Raw genomic sequence first — 23,567 nt, 5'->3', positions numbered from 1 at the left:
GGGAATCGGAATTTTCCGGTAGGATGCAGCCAGGCGAAAAATTCCATAATAGGTTACCGGGCTGTTCTAAAATATCAACAGCCCGGTAACAAAGTATTATTCCATGCCTCCCATTTCCATAATTACGTCAAACTGTTCTTTCGTGACGTCGCATACAGACAGGCGGCCTTGTCTGATCAGGGAGAGGTCTGCAAGCCTTTTCTCCGTCTTCATTTGTGCCAGGGTTACCGGTACTTTGAAGGCTTTGACAGGCTTCAGGTCTACCACAACCCAGTTCGGGTCCGGTGTGGTGGGATCCTGGTAATGTTCTTTTGCTACGGTAGCCAGTCCTACAACGGCGAGGCCTTCGTTGCTATGGTAAAACAATACCTTGTCTCCTTTTTTCATGCCTTTGAGATTGTTGCGTGCCTGGTAATTACGTACGCCGTCCCAGAAGGTCACTTTATCTTTTACAAACTGGTCCCAGGAATACTTGAAGGGTTCCGATTTGACGAGCCAATAGTTCATTTGTAACGTTTTTGGATTTTACCAGCCACTCGCCAGTACATCGGCGATGTGCATCACTTTAATATTGGTACCATGCTTACGGATGTAGCCATCCAGGTGCATCAGGCAGGACAGGTCTGTGGAGATGAGGTAGTCTGCTCCGCTGTTGACAGCGTTGTGGACTTTTTGTTCGCCCATACCGATAGAGATGGGTTCAAACTTCACGGAGAAGGTACCGCCAAAACCGCAACACACTTCACAATCATTCATCTCTTTTAATTCCAGGCCTTTTACTTTCTCCAGCAGTTTCCGGGGGCCTTCCTTGATACCGCATTCACGCAGGGCGCCGCAGGCATCGTGGTAGGTGCCCACTCCGTTGAGGGTGGCACCCAGATCTGTTACATGCAATACTTCCGTCAGAAATTCTGTGAATTCGTAGAGGTTTTTGCGCAACAGTTTCACATCGTTATGTGCTGCTGAATTATCAAACAGTTTATTGTAGTAATTACGAACGAAACCGGTGCAGGAGCCACTGGGGGCAACAATGTAGTCGAAAGTTTTGAAGTCCTTTACAAATTTGGTAGCAACGGTCCTGCATTCGTCCTGATAACCGGCATTGTAAGCCGGCTGGCCGCAGCAGGTCTGCTCCGGATTATACATCACGTTACACCCTAGTTTCTCCAGCACTTTCACCATGTTAAAGGCAGTTTCAGGAAACAGCTGGTCTACGAAACACGGTATAAATAACTGTACATTCATCTGAATAATATTTAGCGGTTGACCTTTAGTTGTTCAGCGGCAAACTCTTTGACAACGGGGACCGGCAGGGCTGACAACCATTGGTCTGGTGCTAAAGTCCTCTCGCCAGGTCTCTTTGTAATGAAATCATCTTCAATGCGGTGATGGCAGCTTCTTCGCCTTTATGGCCATGAGCGCCACCCAGTCTGTCAAGGGCCTGCTGTTCATTGTCTACCGTCAATATGCCGAATATAACGGGAACGGGTAATTGAAGGTTCAGTTGCAGGATACCTTCTGTGACTGCTTTACACACATAATCGAAGTGAGGTGTTTCTCCGCGGATCACACAACCGAAAGCAATAATAGCGCCAGGCTGATTGCCGGTACCTTTGGTGTTCTCCCAGTATTGCTTGCAGGCGTAAGGGATTTCAAAAGCGCCGGGTACTATGATCTTATTGGATTTGGCCACCTTATATTGTTCCAGGGACCTTTCACATCCGGCTACCAGTTCATTCACAATGGTATCATTCCATTCGGTATATACCATAACAACACTGGCATCCTCCAGGTTGAGAATGCCAGTATCATTTAACAAGCTTTTATTGTGCTCAGACATACATTCAATTTATAATTACGAAGAACGGATTACGGCGGATGTTAATCTCACACGTAATCCGTTATTCATAAGTAGATTAGTTCTTCACATCTCCCAGTCTCGCCAGATATTTGTCCATTTCACGACCTTCGTTGGTGAGGGGGAATTTCTCTTTAATTTCTTTATAGATAGAGATGGCTTCTGCTGGTTTACCGGCTTTTTCCAGGGCCATGCCTGCGCGGAACAGGTAAACAGGGGAAGTCAGTTCGTTATCATTGTAGTGACCTGCTTTTTTGTAAGCCTCGATACCTTCAGAAGTTTTGTTGAGCTCCATGTAAGCGTCGCCGATCAGGCCCAGTGCAGTAGGCTGCAGGAGCAGATCATCAGAGCTGAAGGAATTCAGCATGTCGATACCTTTCTGATATTCGCCCAGGCGGATGTAGCATACGCCAGCACTGTATTTTGCGAGGTTACCAGCTTTGGTGCCGCCGTATTTGTTTACCACCTGTAAGAAACCATAGTTATTGCCATCACCGTTCAAAGCCAGTTTAAAGGAGTCCACAGCAAAGTAGTTCTGTGCGTGGAAAATCATTTCCTGTGCTTTGTTCTCGTTGGGCTGTTTAACAAAATGGTTATAGGCGAAGAAACCGCCTACGCCCACTACTACTGCCAGCAATGCAATAGTAATGACGTTTTTGTTTTTAATGAAAAAGTCTTCCGCTTTGTGCATGGACTTCTCCAGGTCAAAATTTGTTGCAGGTTGCGGTGTGGTGGCTTTATCTTTAGTTTCTGCCATTTTAAAAGGTAATTGTGATTGCTTGGTTATTTAATAGGTATCAATGAACAACAGTTAGCTTCCGCCTTTTTGGTCAAAGGTAAAAGCTAACTGTTGCGGTCTATTAAGCTTTAGTCAACGATGAACGGATAATCTTCCTGAACATAAACGTCTTTCAGGAGCTCATCATCAGAAGGCCATGGAGACTCTTCAGCAAACTGCACAGATTCTTCCACTTCCTGTTTAACGCGCTCATGGATCGCTTCAATTTCAGCTTCCGTAGCCCATTTATTCTTCTGAATGGTTCTCAGTACCTCGCTGATCGGATCTTTTTCTTTGTACTCTTCCAGTTCTTCCTTGGTACGATATTTAGCAGGATCACTCATAGAGTGACCACGGTAGCGGTATGTTTTGATTTCCAGCAGGGTTGGACCACCATTTTCACGTGCACGTTTTACGGCTCTTTCCACACCTTCATGTACCGCTTCGCAGCTCATACCGTCGATAGAATCGGCAGGCATTTCGTAAGCGTCAGCGAGCTTATAGATATCCAGTACGTTGGAAGTACGTTCTACAGAAGTACCCATCGCGTACATATTGTTTTCGCAAATGAAAACAACAGGCAGCTTCCAGGTCATTGCCATGTTAAAGGTTTCATGGAGCATACCCTGACGGGCAGCACCATCACCAAAGAAGCACAGTACAGCGTTGTCAGTGCCCAGGTATTGTTCTGCCAGTGCCAGGCCGGCGCCAGTGCCGATCTGTGCACCTACGATACCATGACCACCAAAGAAGTTGTGTTCTTTGGAGAAGAAGTGCATACTACCTCCCTTACCTTTTGAACAGCCGGTTGCTTTACCAAACATCTCAGCCATACAAGCCTTAGCAGAAATACCCTTGGCTATAGCCAAAGCGTGGTCGCGGTACGCGGTGATGAATTTATCTTCCGGCTTCGTCGCAGTGATCGCACCAGCAGCAATTGCCTCCTGTCCGATGTACAGGTGACAAAAACCACGAATTTTCTGCATTCCGTACAATTGGCCGGTCTTCTCTTCAAAGCGGCGCAGCAAAAGCATCAATTCATACCAGTACAGATATGTCTCTTTGGTGAATTTCGTCTTCACGTCTGTTTTAGTTTGCACTCTTTCTAAATTTGTTGGCAAATATAACAGGAAAATCCTAAAATGTAAATATCAAATCCAATTACTATTAAATTATGCAAATTCATCAATTTCAAACAGTTTTGCATTTAATTGCAGTTTCCTGAGCGAGAAAGCCCGCCGGACCGGGCTCTTTATCACTTATAGATATTGCAGAATTTGCATATTATTAATTACACATAACTTTTTTCTTTGCTGCATATACAAAAAATATCACTCGTACAGTTCAAAAACTACGCCCGGCAGGACTTCCGCTTTCAACAACGGATCGTTGGTATCACCGGCAGAAACGGTTCCGGTAAAACCAACCTGCTCGACGCCATTTATTACCTCTGCTTTACCCGTAGCTATTTTACCAGCAGCGAAAGCCAGAACACCCAGTACCATACCAATGGCTTCCGCATAGAAGGCCTCCTCGAAAAACAGGGACAGGAAGAAAAAATCGTCTGCACCGTTAAAGACGGGAAAAAGGAAGTATCCCTCAACGATGAAAAATACGACCGCTTTTCCCGGCACATCGGCCAGTTCCCGGCCGTCATGATAGCACCCGATGATGCCGAAATCATCCTCGGCGGCAGTGAAGAACGCCGCAAATGGCTGGACACACTCCTGTCTCAGCTCTACCCTGACTATCTCGAACATCTCATCGTATACCAGAAAATACTGCTGCAACGTAACAGCCTGCTGAAAAATATCGCTGCAACCGGACAACACCAGGACAGCCTCCTCGACGTCTTCGACCAGCAACTGGTACAACATGGCACCCCCGTATTTGAACAAAGGAAGGCTTTCCTCACCGCTTTTATTCCGCAGGTACAACAACTATACGATTTTATCTCCGGCACCCATGAAGTTGTCAATATCCGCTACCAGTGCACCCTGCAGGAAGAAGACTACGCCGCCCAACTCAACACCGCCCGGTACAAGGACCTGCAACTACAACGCACCACCGCCGGCATTCATCGTGATGACCTCCTCTTCCTCCTCAATGAACACCCCATGAAAAACAGTGCCTCCCAGGGACAACGCAAGAGCTTCCTCTTCGCCCTGAAACTGGCCCAGTTTGAAGTCATCAGACAGCATAAACAATTTGCTCCCCTCCTTCTTCTTGATGATGTGTTTGAAAAACTAGACCAGGAAAGGGTGATGCGGCTCATCTCCCTCGTGGCAGGTGATTCCTATGGCCAGGTGTTTATTACAGATACGCATGCTGAAAGACTTCAGCATAGTTTTGAGGCTACCGGACAATCCATTCAACTCATAAAAATTTAGGGATTTTGAGATGTTGGAATTTTGGGATTGCGGGATTTGAAAAACACAATCACCACTGACAAAATCAAATAATAACCAAATCAAAAAATCCCTAAATATTTCATAGCTTCGCCCCCATGCGCCACGGAACAACCAGTATAGGAGATGCCCTTCGGGAATTTATGAACAAAAGCAGGCTCAAACCCCGTCTTACTGAAGTCAGAATTCAGGAAAACTGGGAAAAAATAATGGGCAAAACCATTGCGCGCTACACACAGAGCATCCAGCTGATAGACCATAAGCTTATCATAACCACTACTGTAGCACCCTTAAAACAGGAATTAACTTACTCTAAAGACAAGATCATCAAACTGGTGAATGAAACGCTGGGGGAGAATATTGTCAAGGAAGTGATGATCCGATAAAATAATCAGTTGGAAGCGAACTGGCGGATAAGACGGTTGATATCTTCTATTTTGAGATTAGTCTGCAGGTTTACCATCAGGAATTCATTTTCTTCCTGAACCAGCATCACCACATGGCCCAGCTCATCATCCTTTCCTTTATTGAGCACATGTATCATATTTCCTTTTTCCCTTACTTCCATCAGGGTCTCAAAATGATCTTTGGTCTGCAACTTTTGTTTTAATGCTTCTACATCGCTATTGGTAATATGGAGGCCCTCAGGATTTTCAATGGTGTGCAGTTTTACTTTGCGGACCCCTCTGAGCAGCTGACGTGCCTGTTTTACATCTTCATCTCCGGCTTCACCAAATTTCAGCACCCAGGCAGAAAAACGCAATGGAATGGAGCCTACACTGATACTGTGTACTTCTGCCTTACCCCGGTAGTTATTACGAAACTCACGCAGTGACTTGTCTTGAGCCATGGTCACTGAAGTGCCGGCAATCATCAGACAACAACCAAACAATAATGATTTCATGGTTTTTGGATTTAAGGATTATTTCTTTTTCAGATTCTTCAGTTTGTCCATGCCCTGAATATTGACAGAGCTGGCAATCTGTGATATTTCGTTGAGATCAATGTCCCCGACTAAACTCATGGCAAGAAACTCGTTGTTGCCGCCTACGAGCATAATCAGCTCGTTGATGTTGCCACGACTGTTTTCTTTCACCATAAATTTCAGGTCGCTGTCTTTATCCCTCACCGTCATCAGTTCTTCAAAATCTGAAGTCAGGAAAATGGCTGCTTCCTTATACAGGCGTTGACCGTCTCTGGTGTTCTCCTTAGCCAGGATACGCAGCCCTTTGAGTTTCTGTATCACCCGCATCAGGTTTTTGGCATCCGGATCGTTAAGATCCAGTTTGGAAAACATGGAGAACATTTTAGGGGTGATACTGACCAGTGTAAAGTTCCGGTCGTTTTCATACTTCTGGAAAAAGCGGTCTATACTACTCTGCGCTGAGAGGTGCAGACTGGCAAAAACCGCTACCAGCAATAAAAGTGAACGTTTCATTTTCTTAAAATTTATATCAGGTTTTAAAATAGGCCCTTGATTAATTGGAACTGTCTATCAAACCGGCAGCTTCATTGAAATAGGCCAGCTTCTGCATTTTGTCTGTTCCTTTATTCAGGTTTTTGGCCAGCAGCTGCAGGGCTTTTTTGGTTTCCATATAGGCTACCCGGGCTTCTTCCTCCATCTTCAGCTGTTGCGCTGCCGCAATACTGGCTTTCATTTCCTGCCGCTGATACTGCTTCATCGCATATCCCATCCCCACCCCCATCAGCAGCACGGCTGCATATTTCATCCAATGCCGGAAAGGCGACAACTGCACTACTTTAGCGGTAGCCCCAACAGGTATCGGCACCGGCTCCGGTTTTTCCGGCATGACATATTCCCGTTCTATTTCTTCCTGGAAATAACCAAACAAGGGAGCAGCTTCCTGTAAAGCCTCCGGCATATCAGGATGTGGCTCGCTAAAAAACCGGCGTAGCAGCGCTTCCTCCTCCAAAGAAGTTTCTCCGTCCCAATACCTTTCCAGTAGTACGATGATTTCGTTATAATCCATATACCTGTATGTTTTGCAGTTTCTCCCGCACCGCTTTGCGTGCCCGGTGCAGGTTAACCTTTACCTCATTCATGTCCAGCTCCAGGATATCCGCAATTTCCTGGTAGGAATAACCGTCCATATCCCTTAATTGGATGATGGTCCTGTATTTCTCCGGTAATTCACTGATTACTCGTCTTACTTTGATCATTACATCGTTTTTTTCCGCCATGGCATGCGGACTATGCTGTGTAGCCGGCACATCACCAGCCCTGTCCAGTTCATCAGCCAGGCGATACTTCTTCGATTTGATCTTGTCCAGCGCCAGGTTACGGGTAATCCGCATACACCAGGCTTCCATGTTCTGCAGTTCAGTCATTTTCTCCTGCTGGCTCCAGACCTTCATCAGCACGTCCTGGGTCACATCCTGTGCATCCTCCTCATTGCCCAGCAGGCGGTAGGCGAAGCGATAAAGCTTTTGCCTGACGGGAACTACCTGCGTAAGAAATAAGTCCATTGACATGCGGAATATTGCGTTTTGTAATAAGAAGACGACTCAGCAAATACGATGTTACAACAATCTTAAAAAAAAATTCCCAGGGCTGAAGCCCTGGGCTAAAATTGTTTTTACGGCTGCTTGGAAGGATGAATTCCTTATTTATTTAAATGAGTTCTGATAAAAACTAAAAATCTTTATAAAGTATTGTGGTTTCCCACGAAAATAGCCCAGGGCTTTAGCCCTGGGACCTAAATAGTTATAATTTAATGCGGGGATCAATTACGGAGTAAAGCATATCAGCCAGGATATTGACCAATACAAAGATGCCAGCGGTAAACAGGATCGCGCCCATCACTACGGGGAAATCGAATTTGTCCAGCGCATCCACTGTTACTTTTCCGATTCCTTTCCAGCCAAAGATGTATTCTACGAAGAAAGCACCTGCCAGCAGTTCAGCAAACCAGCCGGTGATGGCGGTAACAACCGGATTGAGTGCATTGCGGAGTCCATGATGCCAGATCACCCGGGAGCGGGAAAGTCCTTTGGCGTAAGCTGTGCGAATGTAATCCTGGTGCAGCACATCCAGCATAGCACTGCGCGTCAGTTGCACGATGATGGCCAGCGGACGTATGCCCAGTGTGATCGCAGGCAATATCAGATTGCGCAGGTTGAGCACCCTCCCCTTAAACGGATCTACATCGAAGAGACTGCCAGTCATATGCAGACCGGTATAATCGCTCCACACAAAACCCAGCAAATAAGCCAGCACAATACCGGCAAAGAAAGACGGTGCTGATATACCAATCACACTGGCAAAGACAGCGCTCGTGTCCATCCAGGTGTTTTGTTTAACCGCAGACAGCACCCCTAAGCCTATTCCTACCACAGTAGCAAAGAGCATCGCTGCTGTGGCCAGCAGTAAAGTACCGGGCAATGCTTCGGTAAGGATCTCCCATACCGGCTTTTTCCCTTGATAGGAGCGGCGCAGATAGGGTGTCTTTAATACCAGTATTTTTCCGGCTGACAGATGAGCCAGCGTCACATAGTGCAGATTTTCTGTAGCATCAGCCTGTTCATGCACACCTAGCGGTGAAAGATCGTTGAGATAGAGCAGGAACTGCACCCCCACCGGCTGGTCGAGGTGCAATTCTTTACGGACATTTTCCAGCGAAGACACATCGGCACGCTGTCCAAGGGTAAGCCGGGCCGGATCACCAGGTAATACATTAAACAGGAAGAACACCAGCACCACCACACCCAGCAATACCAACAGGCCATATCCTGTTTTCCGGAGAAGAAAACGTAACATAGAAACTTACGGAATATCGTTATAATGCCATTTACCTTTGATAGTGCCTTTGTCGAGTAAAATCAGACATGGATTGCTGCGGCCGGCAGTTTTAATGGCCACACCGTCCATCTGTACAAAGGGGAATTCCAGTCCGTGTTGTTTTTCGAAGGCAGCGATCTGGTCCTTGGTAGAGGCAGACACACCATATATCAGGACTTCACCATTTTTCCATTTTTGTTGCACTGCTTTCATTTTCTCATCCCATCCCTTTCCTGCTTTTTCAACATTCTGCACCAGGAAGAGATATACCGGTTTGGTTTCGTTCAGGATGGCCTGTGTCTGGTTAACACCGTCGAGATCAGTCAGGATGAAGTCCTTGACAGCCGGTTCGGCATTACCTTTTTTGATCAGTTTGTCTTTACGGTCTACAAACTTCCAGGTGCTGTCTGACCAGGGGTAGTTGTCGGCAGTAAATTCCTTTTTCTCTCCATTCTTCTCATAGATAAATATCATCTCATACACGTCAGGAGTAGCACCAGGAGGCAGTTTCATTTTTTCCGGGATATTGTTGCCCACTTTATAAGGGAGACAATCGATAAACGGCAGGTGCTTAAGGGTATACCACTGTACACCAAATGAAAACACCGCAGCGATGAATAATACAATGCCCGCTCCTTTGAATAGTGGTTGTATACGGTTGCGGAAAAAGTAGATTACCAGTATCATTACCAGCAGGGCTACATCTTTCCAGAATGTTTCCACTGCGGTCAGTTTGATACAGTCGCCGAAACAACCGCATTCCCGGATGGTGCCACTGAACAGGGCATAACCTGTGAGGAAGGTGAAAAAGATGATCAGTAACAGCAGCAGTACGGAGAAGATACGCATACGATATCCCACCAGTACCGCTACACCGGCAATGATTTCGAAGGCATTCATGATGATGGAAAATGCCAGGGAATAGGGTGACAGAAAAGTGAGGTGCAGTACCTCAAAAAACTCATCCATCTTATAGCTGAGGCCCAGCGGATCATTGGCTTTGATCAGGCCCGAAAAGATAAACAATACTCCAACAATAATCCGCAATAGGTTCAGGATAACTTTCATAAAATAGTTTAATGGTTAAGTGATGAATTAGACCATAACTTCATTTGTTATGCTTCGCTGATCTTGATCAGCGCAAACAATGCATAGTTTACAATATCCACATAGTTGGCATCTATTCCTTCCGATATCAGTGTTTGCCCCTGGTTGCGCAGGATTTGCTTGATTCGCAATAACTTGGTCAGGATGAGGTCTACAAAAGACTCCTGGCTCATATCACGCCAGGCTTCTCCATAGTCGTGGTTTTTGGCCTCCATGACCGTTTTGATCTTATAAATATAATGATTATAGAGCTTCTCCACTTCTTCTACAGGTAAATCCGTATAGGGGTTACCGTGCTGCTCCATCTGGATTAATCCAATAACCCCATAATTTACGATGCCTTTGAATTCTCCTTCAATATTGTCTTCCACTTTTTGTGCGCCGATCTCCTGTATATTACGGATACGCTGGGCTTTAATAAAAATCTGGTCTACCACTGAAATGGGACGTAACACCCGCCAGGAAGTGCCGTAATCTTTTGTTTTTTTCAGGAAGATGTCTTTGCAGCCTGCGATTGCGGCTTCGTATTGTGCTAATGTACTCATGATCCTATTAACAGGAAATTGTGCATGTCTGGGAGAGGAAGGCATATAAAGTCCTTGTCAAACTTTGTCTTCTTTGTTCCTTTGCATGCGTAATTCCTTTATTTTGCATTACTTAAATTTGTGAACAGCGATTCAGGTGGCAAAATAAAGAATAAAAACCATTAAATGAGACCACACCATATCAATACCCTAACGGAACCTGCTATTAACTGCCGGGGGCAATTACTTTCACTTGCCAGTCCGGTGGTAATGGGCATTATCAATGTAACAGAAGATTCCTTTTATGAAGGCAGCAGAATGCATGGGTTACACCAGGTGGTAGAGAAAGCCGGCCAGCACCTGCAGGAAGGGGCTGCAATCCTCGACCTTGGTGCACAGAGCACCAGGCCTGGCGCTACCCTGATAGGACCGGAAGAAGAGCTGGACCGGCTGTTGCCGGCTATTCATGCTATTTTAAACCGTTACCCTCAGACCATCATCTCCATAGATACCTGGTATGCCGCAGTAGCGGAAAAAACCATACACGCCGGCGCCTCCATCATCAATGATATCAGTGCGGGTGACCTGGATAAAGACATGATCCCGGTAGCCGGCAGCCTGAAGGTCCCTTACATTGCCATGCATATGCAGGGCCAACCTGCTACCATGCAGCAGAAGCCGCACTATGAAAATGTGGTACAGGACGTACTGGACTATATGGCGAAAAAACTGGCCGAATGCCGGGCTGCCGGGATCCGGGATTTTATTGCCGACCCGGGATTCGGATTCGGGAAAACCCTGGAACATAACTACGCCCTGATGAAGGACCTTTCGCTCTTTCATCAGATACTGGGGACACCAGTACTTACAGGCATCTCACGCAAATCAATGATTCACAAATTTTTAAATATTAGTCCTTCTGAAGCATTAAATGGGACAACAGTACTCAACACCATCGCATTGCTACATGGTACCCACATACTGAGGGTGCATGATGTAAAAGCAGCTGTGGAAGCAGTCAGGATTACGGAGAAAATGAAAGGCAATTAAATCTTACTATTTTTACAATTATGAAGGAAGTAATACAATTATATGGATATGAGTTTCGCTGGCTGAACGTATTGGACCTGCTGATAGTCGTTTTTTTAATTATTCAACTGTATCGTTTATTAAAAGGTAGCCTGGCCTTCAATATTTTTGTAGGGCTTCTGATGGTATATGCCGTTTTTTTTCTGGTCAGGGCTCTGCAGATGCCTATTCTCACCAGCATCCTCCAGAACTTCATCAATGTGGGCATCATCGCCATCATCATTATCTTTCAGCCGGAGATCCGCAAGTTCCTGCTAGTGCTTGGCAAGAAGACCCCTTTGAGCAAAGACAGCTTTCTGACTAAACTCTTCCTGCCCGACAAATTTAAAAGCTACAAAGACGAAGAAAATATTATTAATGAGGTGATTGTAGCAGTGAGCCATATGCAGGCCACCTATACCGGTGCGCTGATCGTAATTGCCACCACCTACCGTCTGAAATTTGACACCGCCTCCAGCATTCCCATCGACGGCAACGTTAGTTCCAAACTGATAGAAAGTATATTCGAAAAACACAGTCCCCTGCACGACGGTGCTCTGATCATTGTAGGCAACAAAATCCTGGCGGCTAAAGTAATCCTGCCTGTTTCGGAAAATCCCAATCTGCCTACAAGGGTAGGTTTGCGCCACCGCTCTGCAGTAGGCATCACCGAGCACAGTGACAACCTGGCCATCATCGTTTCTGAAGAAAGAGGTACTATTTCCTACGCGCAGGACGGCAATCTGGAGACCGACGTTTCACTGGAAGACCTTAAAGTAAAACTGTATGAAGTGTTGATTGATGGTTATGCATGAGCATATTAACGTGAACGCCACAATGATAACCTATGGACATTATCTTATTTGACGGGGTTTGTAATTTCTGTGATGCCAGCATCAATTTTGTGATCCGTCACGACCGGCAAGGACGCTTTCGCTTTGCCCCCTTACAATCAGAAACTGCCGCGGCATTAGGTACGTCCCTCCATTTCGATACCAGCCGGCTGGAGACGTTTGTACTGGTACAAAACGGAAAAGTATATACGAAAAGTACGGCAGCCCTCCGGGTAGCCCGGCAACTCCCCTTTCCCTGGAGAGGGATGTATGCTTTTATTATAATACCCCGCTTTATCCGCGATGCTGTTTATTCCCTTATTGCGCGTAACCGTTACCGTTGGTTCGGGAAAAAAGACAGTTGTATGATACCTACGCCGGAGATCAGGAGCAGGTTTCTGCAATAAAAAAATTCCTCCGCTCATAATTGCAAACTAAAAGCCTCATTATCAAACATCAACAGTTTAATAATGAGGCTTTATGATTTATCTGCCGGAGGCAGGGTAATTATTTCTTCTTAGCAGGAGCTGGAGCAGGAGTAGCTGCTACCGGAGCTGTTGGTTCGGGTGCACCAGGTTTGATATCAACCAGCTGAACGTCGAACACCAGGATGGAGTTACCAGGAATTGCCGGAGGGCTACCTTGTAAACCGTAAGCCAGTGTAGAAGGAATCAGCAGTGTTGCTTTGGAACCTTTTTTCAGTCCGCTCAGACCGGAATCCCAGCCTTTGATTACGAAACCGCGGCCAATCGGGAATTTGATAGGCTCTAAAGGCATACCAGGACGCAGCGTAGAATCCAGGCTGGAGTCAAATACTTTACCGGAAGTCAGTTTACCAGTATAGTGTACTACTACGGTGTCACCTGGGTTAGGTGTGCTGCCGGTACCTTCCTGGGTAACAGCGATGTATACACCATCAGGGTTTTTAGTAGCGTTGATTTTGTTTTTCTCCATGTATTCCTTGATCGCTTTCTCATCTTTCTCTTTCTGGCTTGCAGCAGAGAATTTATTTTCAACCGCGAAAGTGATTTTCAGTTTGTCGCCTTTTTTACCGAATGGAGGACGCTCGTTAGCCGGTAATGAATCCCAGGGAATTACAAAAGTAGCACTGTCACCTTCGTGCAGGAGGGCGAGGCCTTCCATCAGGTCGTACTTATTCTGTGGTTTGGAGATCAGCACGGGAATAGGAGCTCCCACGATTTTACGGGATTCACCCAGGATAGAGTCGTTAATGCGCTGAGTCACATTCATCAGGGCGGTATCTCCCAGCTTCAGTTGTGCTCCGCTGCCGGATTTGTGAACGATATATTCAATACCGCCTGGTGTTTTTTTAACACCTGTTCCGCAGCTGGCTATCAATAAGCCTAACGCTGCAACTAATAACTGATTGTTTCTTTTCATTTGATTGTATTAGTAGTTGATATACTTAGTAACAGTTATACTATTGTAAAAGTGTTTCGTTTTCTTCTACTGCCTTAATAAATCGGTTCACTGTTTTTTCCAAAGAATCGGTGCTTCTACCGCCAGAGGCGTTGAAATGCCCGCCTCCGTCGAAGTATTTCCGGGCGAAAGTGTTTACATCAAAGTTTCCTTTCGAGCGGAAAGATAATTTCACTTCTGAGTTACGGTCAATGATCAGCGCAGCCATCTTAATACCCTGAATAGAGAGCAGGAAATTCACCAGTCCTTCTGTATCACCGGTCTGAAGGTCAAACCGTTTCAGGTCGGAATAAGGGATGGCGAGCATAGCCGTATTATATTCATAGAATACTTCCATCCGGTTCAGGAGGCTGTGGCCCAGGAAGCGGAGGCGGTTTTCCAGGAAGTTATCATATATTTCCTGATGGATCAGTTCATGTTTCAATCCTCTATCCATCAGGTCTGCTACCATCCGGTGAACACGGGCAGTAGTAGAGGCAAAACGGAAGGAGCCGGTATCTGTTACCGTTCCAGCGTAGATGCACTCGGCGATGTTCAGATTGATCAACCGCTCGTCTCCCAGCTTGTAGATGGTTTCATAAACCAGCTGTGCAGTTGAACTGGCGGAAGTATCGCTGACACCGTAATCAAAACTGGGATGAGGCTCCAGGTGATGATCAATCAGTATTTTGACACAGTTGAGATTTTCCAGGTGAGGCGCCAGATTTTTGGTGCGATATAACGCGTTGAAGTCCAGACAGAATAGCAGTTCAATACCTTTCAGTGCTTCCAGTGCTTTGTCGGTAGAAGACTCAAAATCAATCACGCTATCTGCTCCGGGCATCCATTTTAAAAAATCCGGAAAATTGGTAGGAGATATTACAGTCACCTGGTGGCCTTTTTGTACCAGATAGTGGTATAATGCCAGTGAAGATCCCATTGCGTCCGCATCAGGTTTCTGATGCATCGTTACTACCACTTTCTTAGGATTTTCCAGTAAAGGTTTAATTTCCTCGATCGACTTCATTCAAAAACTGTAATGTTAAGAGTAATTTCTGGTCACAACCAATCCATTGCGACAGAAAACGAAGTGCGAAGATCTTTATTTGATGCAGAATTTCAAAATTTTTTACCACTAAAGAAAATGTAATTACTTTTGCGGCCTAATCTGTAATTCGGAATAAAACATATATGAGCAACAGAACATTTACAATGATTAAGCCTGACGCGGTAGCAAACGGGCATATTGGTGGCATCCTGAACATGATCAATGCCGCAGGTTTCCGTATCGTAGCCATGAAAATGACCCATCTGTCATCAGCGAAAGCAGGCGAATTCTACGCAGTACACAAAGAAAGACCTTTCTACGGTGAACTGGTTGAATTCATGAGCAGCGGGCACATTGTAGCAGCTATCCTGGAGAAAGAAAATGCAGTAGAAGATTTTCGTAACCTGATCGGAGCTACCAACCCTGCCAATGCAGAAGAAGGTACTATCCGTAAAAAATACGCTGAGTCTATCGGCCGTAACGCTGTTCACGGTTCCGACTCTAACGAAAATGCACTGATCGAAGGTGACTTCTTCTTCAGCGCCCTGGAAAAATTCTAATCTGCCGGTGACTTTTACAGCCACCTGAAAGCATAAATAACCTGATTTCAAACCATGACGGACATTTGGTTCCGCTTGTAAGAAATCAGGTTATTTTTTTGTTTTAAAAAATTGATTTTAAATGATTTATATCAGTTTACTTAAAGTACCAGAGTAGATAGCCAGACATTTGACATATTTCAATCGGCAAAACGGATTCAAGGCTTGATTTTCAGGCTATAAATCCCAGCTTTCATTAGGAAATAACTGGTTTAAAGATCACAAATTAAACCATCACAAACAACTCATTTTCAATACAAAAACACAAATTACCTAATCCTATACTTCAAAAAAATCACTATTTTTCAATTTCAATCACCAAATCATCCTGTTGTACCATACTTCCCTCCCCTAACCGCACCCCTTTCACCTTTCCTTCACGAGTAGCCGTTACCGTTGTTTCCATCTTCATTGCTTCAATTATAAACAATGGCATATTAGGTGTAATCACGTCTCCTGAATGCACCAATACCTTCGACAATTTTCCCGGCAAAGGTGCTCCTATTTCCACCGCCGGGTCGGTTACCTTTTTATTCTCCACCACCACACTTTTTACCGAATGATCCCTTACCTGTATCTTACGTGCATACCCATTCAGCTCGAACACCACCGTACGCATACCATGCTCATCTGCTGGTAATACATACAACAGCTTGACAATAATCGTCTTCCCCTTACTAAGTGTAATAAGGATTTCTTCTCCCTGTTTCAGTCCGTAGAAAAAAGCAGGCGTAGGGATCGCCTCTACATTACCAAACACCATCGCATGCTGATAGTACTCATCAAACACCTTGGGGAACATATGATAACTCAGGTAGTCCAGAAATTCCGCATGCGGATACTTTTCCCGGAAAGCACCAAAGTCCGCCTCAAAATCCACCGGGGCCAGGTGCTCATTAGGCCTGCCGGCCAAAGGTTGTTCCCCTCTCAATACTATCTGCTGTAGTTTTGGCGGGAACCCACCATATGGCACACCCAGCTCTCCCCGGAAAAAGCCTTTTACCGACGCCGGAAACGCCAGGTTACGGGTTTCATCCAATACATCTTCCGCAGTCAGCTGGTTGCTGGTCATAAACAAGGCCATATCACCTACCACCTTGGAACTGGGGGTCACCTTGACGATGTCGCCAAAGAGCTGGTTTACAGCAGCATAGTTCTGTTTGATTTCCTCCAGCTTGTCTCCCAGCCCCAACGACTCCGCCTGCTGGCGCAGATTGGAATACTGCCCACCAGGGATTTCATTCTCATAGATCTGTGCCGTACCGGCTTTCATGTCTGACTCAAAAGGATAATAATATTCCCTCACATCCTCCCAGTAATTACTATGCTCATTCAGGGAAGCCAGATTCATCCGGCTACCGCGGGCATGACTATCCATCACAGCCGCCATGGAATTAAGATTGGGTTGGGAAGTGAGACCACTAAGGGAGGCAATGGCAGTATCCACCACACTCACGCCCGCTTCTATAGCTTTAAGATAAGTAGCCGCCTGTACTCCGGCCGTATCATGTGTATGCAATACTACCGGCAGCTGCACAGCGTTACGGAGTGTTCCGATCAATACCGTGGCCGCCTCAGGTTTCAGCAGGCCAGCCATATCCTTGACAGCCAGCATATGCGCACCGGCGTCTTCCAGTTTCCGGGCCAGGTCTGTATAGTACTGCAACGTATATTTATTATTGGCCGGCCTCAATACATCACCAGTATAACTGATGGCCGCCTGGGCTATAGCGTTGGTGCGTTCCCGTACAAACCGGATGCTGGGCGCCATCGCTTCCACCCAGTTCAGGGAATCGAAGATGCGGAATATATCGATCCCGTTCTCTGCGGCCTTTTCTATAAAAGCCGCTATCAGGTTTTCGGGATACGCCGAGTAGCCGACAGCGTTAGATCCCCGGAACAACATCTGTAACAGGATGTTAGGCATCGCTTTACGTAACAGCTGCAGTCGCCGCCAGGGGCATTCATGCAGAAAACGCATGGCCACATCGAAGGTGGCCCCACCCCAAACCTCCATGGAAAATATCTCCGGATTGTTTTTGGCATAACTCTCTGCTACGGCCAGCATATCCCTGGTACGCACCCTTGTGGCCAGCAAACTCTGGTGCGCGTCACGGAAGGTGGTGTCTGTATAATAGACCGGTGTTTCCTGTCGCAGCCAATGTACGAAAGCCTCCCGCCCCATTTCCTCTAGGCGGTTTTTCATACCGGCCGGATAGGGCTTCAGTGGTTCATAGGAAGGAATGACCGGTGTACGGAAGGTCCTGCTCTCTGGCCGGCCCTTTATATCGGGATGACCATTTACCGTTACATTGGCCAGGTACATCAGTGTTTTGGTACCCCGGTCCCGTATCTGTGATAGTTTAAACAGCTCCGGATGCTGGTCTATAAAAGCCACGGTACAATTCCCCTTCCGGAAAACATCATTGGTGATCACGTTTTCCAGGAAGCGGATATTGGTCTTCACCCCTCTGATACGGAATTCCCGTAAAGTGCGGTGCAGCCTGCCTGCAGCGCCCGATAATGTTCGACCCCAGGCGGTCACCTTTACCAGCATGGAATCAAAAAACGGCGAGATCTTCACTCCTGAATAGGTGCTGCCCTCATCCAGCCGTATCCCGAAGCCACCGGCATTGCGGTAGGCGATGACGGTGCCATAGTCAGGTGTAAAATTATTCTCCGGGTCTTCGGTGGTGATACGGCACTGAATGGCAAATCCGTTGAGTTGTACATCATCCTGACCCCGGAGGAATATTTCCGGATCCGATAGCCGGTGTCCCTGCGCTATCAGTATCTGGGAACGAACAATGTCGATCCCGGTCACTTCTTCGGTTACGGTATGTTCTACCTGTATACGTGGGTTCACTTCTATAAAATAGATGTGGTGAGCCTTGTCCACCAGAAACTCTACTGTGCCCACATTATTAAAATCCACCCGGTGTGCCAGACGAAGGGCGTATTCATATAACTTATCACGGGTATGCTGGGGCAGATTGGGGGAGGGTGCTATTTCCACCACTTTCTGGAAACGGCGCTGAACGGAGCAGTCCCGCTCATAGAGATGTATGATGTTACCATAATGGTCTCCCATCAGCTGCACCTCTATATGTTTGGGTTCTTCTATGAATTTTTCTATGAAGATGGTATCATCTCCGAAAGCCTTGGCCGCCTCGCTGCTGGCTTCCAGGAAAGCCCTTTCCAGGGCGGCTTCCCCGGGCACCATCCGCATCCCCCGTCCACCGCCGCCGGCCGCCGCTTTCAGCATCACCGGGAAGCCTATACGACGTGCCTCCTGCAAAGCAGTGGCCACATCTTCCAGCGGCAGCCTGCTGTCCTCTATCAGCGGCACTTCCGCTTCACGGGCCAGGGCTTTGGCAGCTACCTTGTCTCCCAGCCGGGCCATGATCTCCGGTGACGGACCTACGAAAATAATACCCTCTTCCTGGCAGCGACGGGCAAAGTGTACATTCTCACTCAGGAAACCATAACCGGGATGAATAGCATCCACGTGCTGGGTTTTAGCCAGGTTGATAAGCCCTTCAATATCGAGATAGGGCTTCAGCGGCTCGTCATCACGTCCTATCTGATAAGCCTCGTCGGCCTTATAACGATGGAGGGAATATCTGTCTTCATAAGTAAAAACAGCGATCGTTCTGATACGCAGTTCTGCGGCGGCCCTGAGTACACGTACCGCGATTTCGCCACGGTTGGCCACCAGCAATTTGGATATTTTTCTGAAGGATGGGGTAGACATATCATGGAGTTATGATTTAAAAATAGGGGAAAACTTTTAACTTGCCCACAATATGTGGGCATCATTCCGGAAACTGTTTAAAGGATATATGAAATTGGAGCGGTCTCTGTCAGACAATTCGATAGAGGCCTATTTAAGGGACGTTGAGAAACTGGAGCAGTACCTCCAGGCCCACGGTGGTGAAAAACTTCGTCCGCAGGATGTTACGCTGGCAGACCTGCAAGGCTGTGTACAGTGGGTCAGTAAACTAGGTATGACGCCGGCCTCGCAGGCCCGCACTATTTCGGGCATTAAGGCTTTTTATAAATTCCTGCTGCTGGAAGACATGACCCAGGAAGACCCCACCCAGCTGCTGGAAGCTCCCAAGCTGCAACGTAAACTACCGGATGTACTCAGTTTCGATGAAATCGAAAAAATCATCGCTCAGATAAAACTGGATACGCCGGAAGGGCACCGCAACAAGGCGATCCTGGAAACGATGTACAGCTGCGGCCTGCGCGTAAGCGAGGTCATTAATCTGCAGATCACGCAGTTGCATATGGACGTGGGATTTATCCGGGTGGTAGGTAAGGGTAACAAAGAACGGATGGTACCTATTGGCCGGGACGCCATGCGGCACATCGATATTTACCGTCGTAATATCCGTATAAACCTGCCCGTTAAGTACGGGGAAGAAGATACACTGTTCCTCAACCGCCGCGGCGGACAGCTTAGCCGGGTTATGATTTTCCTGGTCATTAAGGAGCTGACGGAGATGGCCGGCATCCAAAAAAATGTGTCTCCCCATACCTTCCGGCATTCTTTCGCCACACATCTGGTGGAAGGCGGGGCTGATCTCAGGGCGGTACAACAGATGCTGGGTCATGAAAGCATTTCCACCACAGAAATCTATACACATATCGATAGGGAGTACCTGCGGGATACCCTTTCCCGTTATCATCCCCGGTTTTAAAAAAAGACAGCCGCCATTACGGGCAGCTGTCAGACCATGGAAGGGTTTCAAACAAGGGGACTTGCTGAAATTACTTCAGAGGCATTCTAAACAATGACTTTTTACAACAAACGTATCCGGTTAAAGAAGGGCGTTGGTGAGCCGCAGCTGTTCCCGTTTCTTTTTACTTCTGCCACCGGAGAGGGTAATCACATCGTTGATCCATCCCTGTATATGCCCGGAGGCCCATTTGACTACTGAAGGCCGGTAGCGGAGATTCACGCAGCTGCAGGGCGCAAGGTCCTGACGTTCCGGTGCAGCAGCCTGCTCTTCATTTTCTGACAGCACCAACCGGTCCTGCTGGTAAATCCGGAAATACACGTCGGGCCCCATATGGCAGCGCCCCTGCTTTACAGGTTGCAGCGTACCATTATACAGGTCTTTCCTGGAAAAACGCAAGGTATATCGGCCATATTCGTTCGTATAGGCATGTCCGATCATTTTACCGGAAATGGCATTATAAGCTTCCACTCTGAGGATGGGCTGTTGGATGACGGGCCGGTGCCGTTTTATGGTACCGGTGATCACCCATGCGCCGGCATCACCACATATTTTGCTCCACATGGCGGAAGGCACCACATAGGCATAGGCTCCGATATAACCATCTGCTCCGCGCTTCCAGTGCAAGACGGCGCTGCAGAGATGAAAGTTGCGGGGCTGTATAGAACCGTTACCTCCTGGAAGGGTATCCAGACAAAGGTCCAGTTCAAGTGGTTCGGTGAAAAGGTGTACTTCCTGCCAGGCCAGGGTAAAATTTCCCTGATCATCCAGTGTAGTTTCTGCCAGCAAACGATCAGCCTTCATCAATACATCTTTGGCAGACAATGGCTGCAGGTCATTAAAAATACCTTTCGGCTGGCATGTGGCCGGATACCGTGTATCCGGCAGGTATACGCGTATCCGTGCGTTTGCCAGGGGCTCTATGCAATCGTCACAAATAAGCGCAGAGATGTTTCCAATTAACAGGTAACTCATGGTTTTTAATTTAAGAAAGGGGGTAACGAGTAAAACCCTCTGCATACTAAATAAAAAACAAACATGGTAGAAAGGCCTGATAGTATCTACAGATCCAATGTATCTTTAAAAAATAACACGGTTGTTCCCACAAAGATTAATAACAATCTGTAAGCTGTCAAGCGTTGGAAACCTGAAATGTAAGAATGCGTATTTATACGTATTTTACAGTGGGTGTTACGTTATTTCAGTAACTACCTGTAATCTTTATATATATACAATTCCCTGTCAGTAAGACTTTGCCTGAAAGGGGCTTTTCCCGGGCTATTTCAGACATAGTACATTCAATATTGTAATAGTGTAATATTGTGATAATTTTACCCCAAACCTTAAACTACCCACTATGAGTGATTCTACACAAAGACCTATTCCTGCAGATGCAGGTGGCTTTATTTCCAGGGAGGAAATGGAAATACTGACCAAAAATCATGATGACGAGCATGCACAGCAGAAAGCGCTGGGCGGACATGTTAAAGCCATGTGCTTTGGTAAAGACAAAGTAATGGAACTGCTGGACCATCCCGATTGCACAGCGCTGAGAATTTATTACGGCCTGAAAATCGATACAGATGGTGATGGCATTAAAGAAAAGAAAATGGTACTGGTAGCTGTAGACAGCGATGGTAATGACATTCTGCCTCCGGCAGGTGATCCGGCCACTGGTTCTGTAGCCAAAAGTATGGTATCTGCCAAAATACTCGACCAGGGACTTCCTTGTCCGCAATACTGCTCTGGAGGAGGAGGAGGCACAACTAAACCACCTACACAACCCTAAAATCGCATCGTGAATCTGAATATATTTCTTGGTATATTTTACACTATGATGGGGATCGAAGTTTTAATTTTGATCCCCTTCCTGTTAAGATATAAAACATTGGATATTCCCGGTAAATGGGCCTGCTTTTATATCATCAGCAGTGTGTTTTTTGCAGCAGGATCTGCGGCCCTTTCCAATGCGGGTTTAAACAATATGTGGTTTTTCAGCCTGATGAATTTTGTTCAGTTTATTATCCTGTCTCTTTTCTACCTCAGAATCATCAAGCATACTACCATCAAACAGGTAATTACCCTGCTTCCTATACTGGTATTTGGGCTATGTCTGGTAGATGCCGGGATGATTGAAGGCCTTAAATCCTATAACTCTATTAGTGCAGGCCTCAAATCCGGCATTATCATCGCTTATGGTATTATCTTTTTCCTTCAGTTAATGACCGATAAAGAGCTTATTGAAAAAGCCATCTACATCAATACCCTCCCCGTATTCTGGTATAATGCTGCCATCTTTATATACTTCTGCAGCTCCTTTCTGTTTTCCATTAGCTATAACCTCATCCAGAACACCAATCAGAACAACGCCCAGGCAATGATCCTTACTTTGCTAAGTATTAACTATGTAATTGCTATGATTGCCATGTTTCTGCTGTATATTGGGCTCTCAAAAAATAAAAGGTTTGGGTATGCAGACAATTGATATTATTGTAATTGGTACTACAGTAATGTTAATCCTTGGAGTCATCGTGATTCTGCTGGTGATGTTTCAGCAAAAACAGGTTATTCAACACAAATTGCTTATCAGAGATAAAGATCTTCAACTGCAAAGGGAAAGATTGATAGCAGTATTGCAAGGACAGGAACAGGAAAGAAAAAGAATTGCTGAAGACCTGCATGATGAAGTAGGTGCCCAACTATCTGTACTCAAGCTGAATCTGGGTGGCCTGTTGCCATTGCTCAAAACCGGCAATGGTGAGGCAGAACGGCTGAAAGAAACCAAAGACTTCACCGACCTTATAATACAACAACTCCGGTTCATCTCCCAGAGCCTGCATCCACAGGCCCTGGAAAATCTGGGACTGGCCCATGCACTGGACTCTTTCTGTAACCTGATGAACAAAAACAAACAGGTTAAAATCAACTTTGAAGTAGCTGGTAATGGGCAGTCGGTAGACAAAGAGAAAGCACTGAACGTTTACCGCGTTGTGCAGGAACTGATCAACAATATTCTTAAACATGCCCAGGCCTCGGAGGTAACCATTACCTACCAGACCACTCCTTCCCTGCTTACTATCACCGTTGCGGATGATGGAAATGGCCAGCTGCTGCCCTCTCTGGAAAGCAGTAAAAAGAAAACCGGTAGCCTGGGTCTCAAAAACATCGAAAGCCGGCTTAATATTATTGGCGGAGATATCCAATTCACTTCTGGTGCTCCGAAAGGTACTGTTGCTACCATCCATGTAGAAAATTATCAAGTGCCGGCACCGAATAGTTGATGTATATGTTGTTTTATTACTAAATTGCCATCCGGTTTTGTTGTATATCTATGTAACAACATGACTTACAGCTATTTATTAACAATAAAATAATTATAAT

At 46.3% G+C, this 23,567-nt stretch carries 26 protein-coding genes; 10 read left to right on the top strand and 16 right to left on the bottom strand.

The genetic code is table 11. The annotated features are described in order from the left end of the window. Window positions 1–96 precede the first annotated feature (96 nt). The 5 genes from KD145_RS02400 to pdhA all read right to left on the bottom strand — a co-directional run bounded on the left by KD145_RS02400 (window position 97) and on the right by pdhA (window position 3,736). Window positions 97–507 (bottom strand): EVE domain-containing protein, encoded by a 411-nt coding sequence (locus tag KD145_RS02400; protein WP_212004317.1) that lies wholly within the window; start codon window positions 505–507, stop codon window positions 97–99. Between the two features lie 18 nt (window positions 508–525). After that, the gene (locus tag KD145_RS02395; protein WP_212004316.1) at window positions 526–1,245 is read right to left on the bottom strand and encodes a (Fe-S)-binding protein; all 720 of its coding nucleotides are present in this window, start codon (window positions 1,243–1,245) and stop codon (window positions 526–528) included. Window positions 1,246–1,336: 91 nt separating this feature from the next. Then, complete coding sequence (ribH, locus tag KD145_RS02390; RefSeq protein WP_113619495.1) at window positions 1,337–1,840, bottom strand: 6,7-dimethyl-8-ribityllumazine synthase; 504 nt, start codon at window positions 1,838–1,840, stop codon at window positions 1,337–1,339. 76 nt (window positions 1,841–1,916) lie between these two features. After that, window positions 1,917–2,615 (bottom strand): tol-pal system YbgF family protein, encoded by a 699-nt coding sequence (locus KD145_RS02385; RefSeq protein ID WP_212004315.1) that lies wholly within the window; start codon window positions 2,613–2,615, stop codon window positions 1,917–1,919. A gap of 110 nt (window positions 2,616–2,725) precedes the next feature. Then, entirely contained in the window at window positions 2,726–3,736 is a 1,011-nt protein-coding gene (gene pdhA, locus KD145_RS02380; RefSeq protein ID WP_249219715.1) for a pyruvate dehydrogenase (acetyl-transferring) E1 component subunit alpha, read from the bottom strand. Window positions 3,737–3,946: 210 nt separating this feature from the next. Between pdhA and recF the strand changes: the two genes are divergently transcribed. Together recF and KD145_RS02370 are read left to right on the top strand one after the other, a co-directional pair. Continuing rightward, window positions 3,947–5,026 carry a DNA replication/repair protein RecF gene (gene recF / locus KD145_RS02375; protein ID WP_212004314.1) on the top strand — a complete coding sequence of 360 codons (1,080 nt, stop codon included), beginning with the start codon at window positions 3,947–3,949 and terminating at the stop codon, window positions 5,024–5,026. A 116-nt stretch (window positions 5,027–5,142) separates the two neighbouring features. Then, entirely contained in the window at window positions 5,143–5,430 is a 288-nt protein-coding gene (locus KD145_RS02370; RefSeq protein ID WP_113619498.1) for a DUF721 domain-containing protein, read from the top strand. Window positions 5,431–5,435: 5 nt separating this feature from the next. On the opposite strand, the gene KD145_RS02365 is transcribed toward KD145_RS02370, so the two are convergent. The 7 genes from KD145_RS02365 to KD145_RS02335 form a co-directional block, all read right to left on the bottom strand. Further along, window positions 5,436–5,948: a DUF4252 domain-containing protein gene (locus KD145_RS02365; RefSeq protein ID WP_212004313.1), complete on the bottom strand. Its 513-nt coding sequence runs from the start codon at window positions 5,946–5,948 to the stop codon at window positions 5,436–5,438. Between the two features lie 18 nt (window positions 5,949–5,966). Further along, window positions 5,967–6,482, bottom strand: coding sequence for a DUF4252 domain-containing protein (locus KD145_RS02360; RefSeq protein WP_212004312.1), 516 nt, complete (start codon window positions 6,480–6,482; stop codon window positions 5,967–5,969). Window positions 6,483–6,522: 40 nt separating this feature from the next. Further along, window positions 6,523–7,035, bottom strand: coding sequence for a hypothetical protein (locus KD145_RS02355; protein ID WP_212004311.1), 513 nt, complete (start codon window positions 7,033–7,035; stop codon window positions 6,523–6,525). After that, window positions 7,025–7,531 (bottom strand): RNA polymerase sigma factor, encoded by a 507-nt coding sequence (locus KD145_RS02350; RefSeq protein ID WP_249219714.1) that lies wholly within the window; start codon window positions 7,529–7,531, stop codon window positions 7,025–7,027. The genes KD145_RS02355 and KD145_RS02350 overlap by 11 nt, the downstream gene beginning before the upstream one ends. A gap of 238 nt (window positions 7,532–7,769) precedes the next feature. Further along, window positions 7,770–8,822 (bottom strand): ABC transporter permease, encoded by a 1,053-nt coding sequence (locus KD145_RS02345; protein ID WP_212004309.1) that lies wholly within the window; start codon window positions 8,820–8,822, stop codon window positions 7,770–7,772. Window positions 8,823–8,828: 6 nt separating this feature from the next. Next, a complete protein-coding gene (locus KD145_RS02340; protein ID WP_212004308.1) occupies window positions 8,829–9,911 on the bottom strand; it encodes a BT_3928 family protein in 1,083 nt (360 codons plus the stop codon). Between the two features lie 47 nt (window positions 9,912–9,958). Continuing rightward, complete coding sequence (locus KD145_RS02335; RefSeq protein ID WP_249219713.1) at window positions 9,959–10,495, bottom strand: DUF1599 domain-containing protein; 537 nt, start codon at window positions 10,493–10,495, stop codon at window positions 9,959–9,961. 165 nt (window positions 10,496–10,660) lie between these two features. Here KD145_RS02335 and folP point away from each other — a divergent pair, with 165 nt between their 5' ends. The 3 genes from folP to KD145_RS02320 are packed head-to-tail and all read left to right on the top strand — an operon-like array spanning window position 10,661 to window position 12,782. Next, window positions 10,661–11,524, top strand: a complete 864-nt coding sequence (gene folP, locus KD145_RS02330) for a dihydropteroate synthase (RefSeq protein ID WP_212004306.1) — start codon at window positions 10,661–10,663, stop codon at window positions 11,522–11,524. A 20-nt stretch (window positions 11,525–11,544) separates the two neighbouring features. Then, window positions 11,545–12,357 carry a diadenylate cyclase CdaA gene (gene cdaA, locus KD145_RS02325; protein ID WP_212004305.1) on the top strand — a complete coding sequence of 271 codons (813 nt, stop codon included), beginning with the start codon at window positions 11,545–11,547 and terminating at the stop codon, window positions 12,355–12,357. A 32-nt stretch (window positions 12,358–12,389) separates the two neighbouring features. Next, window positions 12,390–12,782, top strand: coding sequence for a thiol-disulfide oxidoreductase DCC family protein (locus KD145_RS02320; RefSeq protein ID WP_212004304.1), 393 nt, complete (start codon window positions 12,390–12,392; stop codon window positions 12,780–12,782). Window positions 12,783–12,882: 100 nt separating this feature from the next. Here KD145_RS02320 and KD145_RS02315 read toward each other — a convergent pair whose 3' ends face one another. Further along, on the bottom strand, window positions 12,883–13,776 hold the full coding sequence (locus tag KD145_RS02315; protein ID WP_212004303.1) for an FKBP-type peptidyl-prolyl cis-trans isomerase: 894 nt from the start codon (window positions 13,774–13,776) through the stop codon (window positions 12,883–12,885). A gap of 40 nt (window positions 13,777–13,816) precedes the next feature. After that, window positions 13,817–14,821 carry a bifunctional oligoribonuclease/PAP phosphatase NrnA gene (locus KD145_RS02310; protein ID WP_212004302.1) on the bottom strand — a complete coding sequence of 335 codons (1,005 nt, stop codon included), beginning with the start codon at window positions 14,819–14,821 and terminating at the stop codon, window positions 13,817–13,819. A 164-nt stretch (window positions 14,822–14,985) separates the two neighbouring features. On the opposite strand from KD145_RS02310, the gene KD145_RS02305 reads away from it, so the two are divergent. After that, window positions 14,986–15,402 carry a nucleoside-diphosphate kinase gene (locus KD145_RS02305; protein WP_212004301.1) on the top strand — a complete coding sequence of 139 codons (417 nt, stop codon included), beginning with the start codon at window positions 14,986–14,988 and terminating at the stop codon, window positions 15,400–15,402. A 337-nt stretch (window positions 15,403–15,739) separates the two neighbouring features. On the opposite strand, the gene KD145_RS02300 is transcribed toward KD145_RS02305, so the two are convergent. Beyond that, on the bottom strand, window positions 15,740–19,195 hold the full coding sequence (locus tag KD145_RS02300; protein ID WP_212004300.1) for a pyruvate carboxylase: 3,456 nt from the start codon (window positions 19,193–19,195) through the stop codon (window positions 15,740–15,742). Between the two features lie 52 nt (window positions 19,196–19,247). Here KD145_RS02300 and xerD point away from each other — a divergent pair, with 52 nt between their 5' ends. Further along, entirely contained in the window at window positions 19,248–20,147 is a 900-nt protein-coding gene (gene xerD / locus KD145_RS02295; protein WP_212004299.1) for a site-specific tyrosine recombinase XerD, read from the top strand. A 120-nt stretch (window positions 20,148–20,267) separates the two neighbouring features. Here the strand turns inward: xerD and KD145_RS02290 are convergent, their stop codons facing one another. Continuing rightward, window positions 20,268–21,161: a hypothetical protein gene (locus KD145_RS02290; protein WP_212004298.1), complete on the bottom strand. Its 894-nt coding sequence runs from the start codon at window positions 21,159–21,161 to the stop codon at window positions 20,268–20,270. A 382-nt stretch (window positions 21,162–21,543) separates the two neighbouring features. Between KD145_RS02290 and KD145_RS02285 the strand changes: the two genes are divergently transcribed. The 3 genes from KD145_RS02285 to KD145_RS02275 are packed head-to-tail and all read left to right on the top strand — an operon-like array spanning window position 21,544 to window position 23,467. Next, window positions 21,544–21,975, top strand: coding sequence for a hypothetical protein (locus KD145_RS02285; RefSeq protein ID WP_161964321.1), 432 nt, complete (start codon window positions 21,544–21,546; stop codon window positions 21,973–21,975). A 45-nt stretch (window positions 21,976–22,020) separates the two neighbouring features. Continuing rightward, the gene (locus KD145_RS02280) at window positions 22,021–22,671 is read left to right on the top strand and encodes a hypothetical protein (RefSeq protein WP_212004297.1); all 651 of its coding nucleotides are present in this window, start codon (window positions 22,021–22,023) and stop codon (window positions 22,669–22,671) included. Next, a complete protein-coding gene (locus KD145_RS02275; protein WP_212004296.1) occupies window positions 22,658–23,467 on the top strand; it encodes a sensor histidine kinase in 810 nt (269 codons plus the stop codon). Before KD145_RS02280 ends, KD145_RS02275 begins: the two co-directional genes overlap by 14 nt. The last annotated feature ends 100 nt before the right edge of the window (window positions 23,468–23,567 follow it).

Origin of the sequence: Chitinophaga sp. HK235 (assembly GCF_018255755.1) — a bacterium.
Lineage (GTDB): Bacteria > Bacteroidota > Bacteroidia > Chitinophagales > Chitinophagaceae > Chitinophaga.
Note: the sequence above shows the minus strand (reverse complement) of the source record. Positions and strands in the feature narration are given on the sequence as shown.